Annotated in this window: 7 protein-coding genes; 2 read left to right on the plus strand and 5 right to left on the minus strand. The window is 66.4% G+C overall.

The features are described 5' to 3' along the window. Nucleotides 1-27: 27 nt before the first annotated feature. Together thrC and L288_RS36750 are read left to right on the plus strand one after the other, a co-directional pair. Nucleotides 28-1,428 carry a threonine synthase gene (gene thrC / locus L288_RS36745; protein ID WP_031304653.1) on the plus strand — a complete coding sequence of 467 codons (1,401 nt, stop codon included), beginning with the start codon at nt 28-30 and terminating at the stop codon, nt 1,426-1,428. Further along, a complete protein-coding gene (locus L288_RS36750; protein ID WP_021239132.1) occupies nt 1,425-2,294 on the plus strand; it encodes a class I SAM-dependent methyltransferase in 870 nt (289 codons plus the stop codon). Before thrC ends, L288_RS36750 begins: the two co-directional genes overlap by 4 nt. Here the strand turns inward: L288_RS36750 and L288_RS36755 are convergent. The 5 genes from L288_RS36755 to L288_RS43505 form a co-directional block, all read right to left on the minus strand. Then, nucleotides 2,291-2,800, minus strand: a complete 510-nt coding sequence (locus tag L288_RS36755; RefSeq protein ID WP_021239133.1) for a sterol desaturase family protein — start codon at nt 2,798-2,800, stop codon at nt 2,291-2,293. The two genes, L288_RS36750 and L288_RS36755, sit on opposite strands and share 4 nt — an antisense overlap. Before the next feature lie 77 nt (nt 2,801-2,877). Next, nucleotides 2,878-4,134, minus strand: coding sequence for a mechanosensitive ion channel family protein (locus tag L288_RS36760; protein ID WP_021239134.1), 1,257 nt, complete (start codon nt 4,132-4,134; stop codon nt 2,878-2,880). Continuing rightward, the gene (metC, locus tag L288_RS36765; RefSeq protein WP_021239135.1) at nt 4,131-5,354 is read right to left on the minus strand and encodes a cystathionine beta-lyase; all 1,224 of its coding nucleotides are present in this window, start codon (nt 5,352-5,354) and stop codon (nt 4,131-4,133) included. The genes L288_RS36760 and metC overlap by 4 nt, the downstream gene beginning before the upstream one ends. Beyond that, entirely contained in the window at nt 5,351-6,196 is an 846-nt protein-coding gene (gene sseA / locus L288_RS36770) for a 3-mercaptopyruvate sulfurtransferase (RefSeq protein ID WP_021239136.1), read from the minus strand. Before sseA ends, metC begins: the two co-directional genes overlap by 4 nt. An 81-nt stretch (nt 6,197-6,277) precedes the next feature. Continuing rightward, a partial coding sequence (locus L288_RS43505; protein ID WP_161625671.1) for a hypothetical protein occupies nt 6,278-7,179 on the minus strand: 902 nt, incomplete at its 5' end.

Raw genomic sequence — 7,179 nt, forward strand, 5'->3', positions numbered from 1 at the left:
GCCGCACCGCTACCGCGCTTTCCCATCATGCAATATGTGAGCACCAGGGGAAGCGCGCCCGCGCTGGGTTTTGAGGATGTGACGCTGGCGGGGCTGGCGTCCGACGGAGGACTCTATGTCCCCGAAAGCTGGCCCAGCTTTTCCCCCAGCCAGATTCGCGCGCTCGCCGGGCTGTCCTATGTCGAAACTGCCGTGCGTGTCATGGCGCCATACGTCGCCGGATCGCTGAGCGAAGAGGAACTGCGGGAACTGTGCGCCGCGGCCTATGGGCGCTTCAGTCATCAGGCGGTGACGCCGCTGGTCCAGCTCGACCACCGCAATTGGCTGCTCGAACTGTTCCATGGGCCCACCCTGGCGTTCAAGGATGTCGCGCTCCAATTGCTGGGGCAACTGTTCGAACGCTTCCTGTCGCGCCGGGACGATCACCTGACGATCGTGGGGGCAACGTCTGGCGACACGGGCTCCGCCGCGATCGATGCGGTGGCGGGGCGTGAGAAGATCGACATCTTCATGCTCCATCCCGAAGGCCGGGTGTCGGACGTGCAGCGGCGGCAGATGACTACGGTGCGCGCGCCCAATGTGCACAATATCGCGATCGAAGGCAGTTTCGACGATGCGCAGGCGCTCGTGAAGGCGATGTTCAACGACGCCGCCTTTTCAAAGCGCTTCAACCTGTCGGCCGTGAACAGCATCAACTGGGCGCGACTGATGGCGCAGGTGGTCTATTATTTCTACGCCGCCGTCCGGCTGGGCGCGCCGGAACGGACGGTGGCCTTTTCGGTGCCGACCGGAAATTTCGGTGATGTCTTCGCGGGCTATGTGGCCGCGCGCATGGGCCTGCCCGTCGCCAAGCTGATGGTCGCGACCAATGTCAACGACATATTGCATCGCGCTCTGGCGGAGGGCGATTATAGCCAGGGACAAGTGGTGCAGACGGCCACCCCCAGTATGGACATTCAGATCAGTTCCAATTTCGAGCGGCTACTGTTCGATGCGGGCGATCGTGACGGCGCGGCGCTGGCGGCCCAGATGAAGGGATTCGAAACCAGCCGGTCGATGCGGCTGACCAATGCGCAGCGCGCGGGGGCAGGGCAGCTTTTCACGTCAGCGCGGGTCGATGGCGATGCCATGAACATGGCCATCCGCTGGGCATTCGACGGCGCGGGCCAGATCATCGATCCGCACACGGCGGTCGGCCTTGCCGCCGCGCGCACGCTGGAACTGGACCCCAGCATCCCGGTGGTCACGCTGGCGACGGCGCATCCCGCCAAGTTCCGCGATGCGGTGGAGCGCGCCACGGGCATGCGCCCGCCGCTGCCGCCGCGCATGGGCGACCTTTTCGCGCGCGAGGAGGCCTATGCCAAGCTGCCTGGCACCTTTGACGCCGTGACCGCCTATGTCGCGGAGCGCGCCACGCCGCGGGCATGACGCTTCAAACGCTCATCGGTGAACCGTGGCCGGACTATGGGCTGATCGATTCGGGGCATGGCCGCAAGCTGGAGCGATACGGCCGCTATCGCTTCATCCGGCCGGAGCCGCAGGCGATGTGGGCCCCTGCGCAGTCCGATTGGAGGGCTGACGGCGAATTCGTTCCCGGTTCCGATGAGGATGGCGGCGGCCGCTGGGTCCACCCCAGGCCGGTGCCGCCGCAAGGCTGGCCCCTGCGCTGGAATGAGGTGAGCTTTCAGGCGAGTTGCACACCCTTCCGCCATCTTGGCTTCTTCCCCGACATGGCGCCGGTCTGGAGCTGGATGCGGGAGCAGGTCGCGGACAAGGCCGATCCGCAGGTGATGAACCTGTTCGGCTATACGGGCGTGGGCACGCTGGCGATGGCAGCGGCGGGCGCGCAGATGGTGCATGTCGACGCGTCCAAGAAATCGGTGGCCCAAGCGCGCGCCAATGCTGCGCTATCTGGGCTGGAAGACAGGCCGGTTCGCTGGATCGTCGACGATGCCGCCAAGTTCGTCAGCCGCGAGGTGCGGCGGGGCCGGCGTTATGACGGCATTCTGCTCGATCCTCCCAAATATGGCCGGGGGCCGGATGGCGAGATTTGGCGGCTGGAGGAGGATCTGCCGGGGCTGATCGCCCATTGCCGCCAGCTTCTGGATGCCGACAGCCGTTTCCTGTTCCTGACGGTCTATGCGGTGCGCATGTCCGCGCTGGCGATTGGCGAGCTGGTGCGGCAGGCGTTCGCCGGTCTTCCCGGCTCCGTCGAGGCTGGGGAGCTTGCGGTCCGTGAGGAGGCGCGCGGCCTGCTGCTGCCGACCGCCATCTGGGCGCGCTGGTCGCGTTAAGGGTCCGCGGATGATGCAGCGGCGTCGCGGCGGGCGGAACCGCTGCGCGCCAGTTCGCGCTTCAACTGTTCCGGGCGCGGCGCGACGAGGAAGCCGAAGCTGACACAGCCTAGCCTGGTGCCGACCGCATGATGCAGCCGATGCGCCTGCACGATCCGCTTCATGTAGCGAGAGCGCGGGACGTAGCGGTGCGCGACCCGGCGATGGACGATGATGTCGTGAAAGCCGAGATAGATCATACCATAGGCCGCGATCCCTGCACCGCACGCCGTCGCCCAGTCACCCCAGCCCCATTGCACGCCGCCCAGCAGCAACAGGATGGAGGGGATAGCGAAGATCACGAAATAGACGTCATTCGCTTCCCACAGGCCAGTGCGGGGCCGGTGATGGCTTGCATGCAGGAACCAGCCGGGGCCGTGCATCACCCAGCGATGCATCACATAAGCAAAGCCTTCCATCGCGGCGACGGTGGCAAGAAAGATCAGGAGCAGCAGAAGGGATGGCATAGGCCCTATATAGAGCGGCCGGCGGCATCAGACGACCCGGAAAGAAGCAGCCAGGACAAAAGGCCCCGACTGGCGGATCAATCGGACCTTTCGCCCATTGCCGCCTGATGCAGGACGCGCTGCGGATAGGGGATGGTGACACCATTTTCCCGGAACAGCAGCCACAGACGATTGAGCACGTCGGACTTGACGTTGCCGACGCCGCTTTCGGGATCGCTGATCCACACCAATATGTCATGTTCGACGCGATTGTCGCCGAAGTTCGTCAGCCACACATTGGGCTTGGGATTGCGCAGCACGCGCGGGCTTTCCTGCGCGGCGCGCAACATCAACTGCTGGGCAAGCTGAAGATCGCTGTCAAAGCCGACGCCTACGGGGATGCGGATGCGGACATTGCGGTCGGAATAGGACCAGTTCTCCACCTCCTGCGTCATCAGATTTTCGTTGGGGATCAGATGTTCCTTGCCGTCGCGCGTGATCACGGACACGGCACGCACGCCGATCTTGTTCACCCAGCCAAAGCTTTCGCCCACGACGATGACATCCCCCGGCTTGATCGACCGGTCCATCAGCAGGATGATGCCCGCGATCAGATTGCCGAAGGTCTTTTGCAGGCCGAACCCGACCGCCAAGCCAAGTGCGCCCGAAAAGACGGTGAAGGCCGTGAGGTCGATTCCCAGAAGGTCGATCCCGACGAAGAAGGCGACCACCACGGCGGCTATCGCGCCCAGCTTTTGCGCCAGCAGCTTCTGCGTGGCGTCCAGCCCCTTGCTATGGGCGATGCTGCGTCCCACCACCCGGTTCGTGAGGCGCACCGCCGCGAACAGCGCGACGCAGATCGCCGCCATGCTGATCAGGCCGAGCAGGGTGACGCGCCGCGCGCCAAGATCGACGCCGATCTCGTCCAGCATGTCCCCCACAGGCGCAAAACCGCCGCTGCTGCCGGAGAGGACCATGACGAACAGCAGCACGGCCAGCGGGATGACGGCGGGATAGGGGATGGCGAGACTGCGCAATATATGCCGGGCGAGCAGCGCGATCGCCAGAGCGAGCGCTCCGCCCAGGACCAGATGCGCCGGACCGCCCACCGGCCAGAGGGCGACGCAGATGGCAAGCAGACCGCTGGCGAGCACGTGGCGCAAGATAGGCCGCAGATGCCCGTCCAGCGCTTCCCGAAGCGAGGCGAAGCGGCGGCCGAGACGCGGCGCGGCGATGTGCGACAGGGCGTCGGCGGCCAGATAGACAAGGGCAGCGAGCGCTGCCGCCACCAGCGGATGGACGATGGCCGGATCACCGGGCAGCAGCGCCAGCAGATCGGGCAGCTGTGGCGTCATCCGCGTGCCGCGCGAAAGCGGGCGAGGCCTTGTTCCAGATCGGCGATGAGGTCGGCGGGGTCCTCCAGTCCGATGTTCAGCCGCACAGCCGGGCCTTCCGCTTCCCACCGGGTGGCAGTGCGGTGGCGCGCCGGATCGACCGGCAGGGCAAGGCTTTCAAAGCCGCCCCAGCTATACCCAATGCCGAAATGGTCGAGGCCGTCGATCAGAGCGGCGCGCGCCTGCTCGTCTCCCCCGTCCAGAACGAAGCTGAAAAGGCCGCTGGAGCCGGAAAAGTCGCGCCGCCAGATGTCGTACCCGGGGCAGGAGGGCAGGGCCGGGTGAAGCACGCGCGCGACACCGGACTGGCCCGACAGCCACTGGGCGACCGTCAGCGCGCTATCCTGATGCTGGTTGAGGCGCACCCCCAATGTCCGCAACCCGCGCGAGGCCAGCCATGCGTCGTCTGGGCTGGTCATCTGCCCGAACAGATAGGCGGACCGCTGGACGGCGGGGAACAGCGCTGGCGTTGCCGTGACGGAACCCATCATCACGTCGCTATGGCCGACAATATATTTGGTGCAGGCCAGTATCGAAATGTCCACGCCATGCGCCAGGGCAGGGAAGAAGATCGGCGTCGCCCATGTATTGTCCGCCAGGGTGACGATGCCCTTCTCCCGCGCCAGCGCGGTGATGGCTGGGATATCCTGCACTTCGAAGGTCAGGCTGCCTGGGCTTTCCAGAAATATGGCGCGGGTCGCGCCGGTCAGCAGGTCCGCTATGCCCGAACCCAGAGTGGGATCATAATAGACGGTGTCGATGCCCAGCGGCCGCAGCATCTGTTCGCAGAAATTGCGGGCCGGGTCATAGGCGCTGTCGACCATCAGCAACTGATCCCCCGGCTTCAGGACCGCCATCAGCGCGCAGGCGATCGCCGCCACGCCGGAGGGAAAGAGCATCGTGCCTTCAGCGCCCGGTTCCATTTCGGTCAGCGCGTCGGCAAGGCTCCAGGCGGTGGGCGTGCCCTTGCGGCCGTAGAACAGCCGCTCATGCGTGCTCGTCCGTGCCGCCTGCCGCAGATGGGCGACGTCGTCATAGAGGATCGTCGAAGCCCGCCACACCGGCGGATTGACGATGCTGCCCGGCTGGCCAGGCATGCTGGTCCATTCGGCCCGGCGGCCCGCCTGCGCCAGTTTCGTCAGCGGCCGCCGCTGATCCTCGCCGCCTTCCTTGCCGCTCATGCCGGTCCAACCGCCTTGGGCGTGTCCGGGTCCATGCCCCATTCCGACCAACTGCCGTCATAAAGGGAGACGTCCGTCTTGCCGAGCAGTTCGAGGCCCGCCAGCAGGATCGCGGCCGTTACCCCGCTGCCGCAACTGGTGATGACAGGCCGGTCGAAATCGACGCCCGCATCCTGGAACAGGCGGCGCAACTCCTTGCCCGTCTTCATGCTGTTGTCGGGGAGGAAGAGGGTGGACGAGGGGATGTTGCGCGACCCCGGTATATGGCCAGACGTCATGCCGGGGCGCGGCTCCTTGTCCTCGCCTGAAAAGCGGGCGGCGCTGCGCGCGTCAATGACCTGCGCCGGTCCGCCGCGCAGATTGGCGAGCAGGTCGTCCTTGGTGCACACCTGTCCTTCCGCGCGGCGAGCGATGGCGTTTCCGCGCGGGATGGTGGCCCAGCCGCTTTCGGTGGGCCTCCCTTCCGCCACCCATTTGGATAGGCCGCCGTCCAGGATCGCGGCGGATGCGCCGACGCCATAAAGGCGCATCATCCACCATGCGCGCGCCGCGCTGTGCGTCGGGCTGTTGTCATACACCACGATACGGTCGTCGCTGCCGATGCCCAGCGCGCGGCAACGTTCGGTCATGAAATCGTCGGAGGGCAGCATGCCGGGGCGGGGATCGTCCGCATCGCACAGCGTGGGCAGGTCGAGAAAGACCGCGCCAGGAATATGGGCTTGCTCGAATTCGGCACGGGCATCACGCGGGTCGCCCGGCAGGAACAGGCTGGCGTCCAGGATGCGCAGGCCGCCCTTGCCCAGTTCACCCGCCAGCCATTGGGTCGAAACCAATATATCCAAAGCCGCCTCTCTCTAGCTGCCGTTCCCTGCCTTTCTAGGAGCGGCCTCGAGCGGTGGGAAGGGGCTTCTCCCCTGCTGCCCTCAGCTTGCGAGGTTGAGCGTGGTCGCGCGGCTTCCGGGCATGCGGTACTGGCGCGGGCCAAGGTCCGTGCGGAAGGGGGACAGCCGCTCGGCAGGCGGCGACTTTTCCTGCCCGATGATGAAGGCCTGACCCGTGCGGCCGATCCCTGCATCGCCCTGATCACGGGTCCAGCGATATTGCGCGTCGAATGCCGCCACCGGAATAAGCAGCGTGCGTCCTTCCATCTGGACCGGCCTGATCTGGTCGGGCAGCAGGCGCAGTTCGCCTTTCAGCCTGTGGCTTTCCCCCGGCGCGATGGAGACAACGGAATGGGTGGGAAGCCCGGCCGTCCCTGCGAAAAATTGCTGGAACGACGCCTGCTGATCGCTGTCCGCATTGGCGATGAGGCTGCGGACCAGAATGTCTTCGGCCGCGCGATCTCCGCGATTGTGCAGGGTCAGTTCATAGCCGATCGTCACGCCCATCAACGACAGGCGCGCGTTGCGCACGTCCATCGACAGGTCGATCCAGGGGCGGGGCCCCGTCTGTGGCGGCGGCGCTGGGCGGACTGCGGACCGGGGAGATGGAACCGGCGGCGGCGGAGCGGCCGGAGGCGTGCCCTCTGCCTCCTCGTCCGCCCCGGTTTCATTGGTCTCATCGGCAGCAGGCTGCTTGCGGCGCAGCAGCCACACTGCCCCGATCGCCCCGGCGAGCAACGCAAGCGCCGCGGCGATCCATGGCCAATAGGAAGTCTCCTGCTGCTGCTCCGGCGCGGGCTGCACCGGCGCTACTGGCGCTGTCGTTTCTGGCTCCGGCGCGGCGGCGGGGGGCGAAGGGGTTGAAGGCTGCGTTTCCTCCGGCACATTCTCCTGCACGAGCGGCGTCTGGCTCGGCGCGGGCTGAGGAGTGGGCCGGGCGGCGG

This window comes from Sphingobium quisquiliarum P25, assembly GCF_000445065.1.
GTDB classification, from domain to species: domain Bacteria; phylum Pseudomonadota; class Alphaproteobacteria; order Sphingomonadales; family Sphingomonadaceae; genus Sphingobium; species Sphingobium quisquiliarum.

Excerpts from the sequence above, each read along its gene's own strand:
- thrC (WP_031304653.1), top strand. The coding sequence starts at position 28 with ATGCAATATGTGAGCACCAGGGGAAGCGCGCCCGCGCTGGGTTTTGAG.
- L288_RS36750 (WP_021239132.1), top strand. The coding sequence starts at position 1,425 with ATGACGCTTCAAACGCTCATCGGTGAACCGTGGCCGGACTATGGGCTG.
- L288_RS36755 (WP_021239133.1), bottom strand. The coding sequence starts at position 2,800 with ATGCCATCCCTTCTGCTGCTCCTGATCTTTCTTGCCACCGTCGCCGCG.
- L288_RS36760 (WP_021239134.1), bottom strand. The coding sequence starts at position 4,134 with ATGACGCCACAGCTGCCCGATCTGCTGGCGCTGCTGCCCGGTGATCCG.
- metC (WP_021239135.1), bottom strand. The coding sequence starts at position 5,354 with ATGAGCGGCAAGGAAGGCGGCGAGGATCAGCGGCGGCCGCTGACGAAA.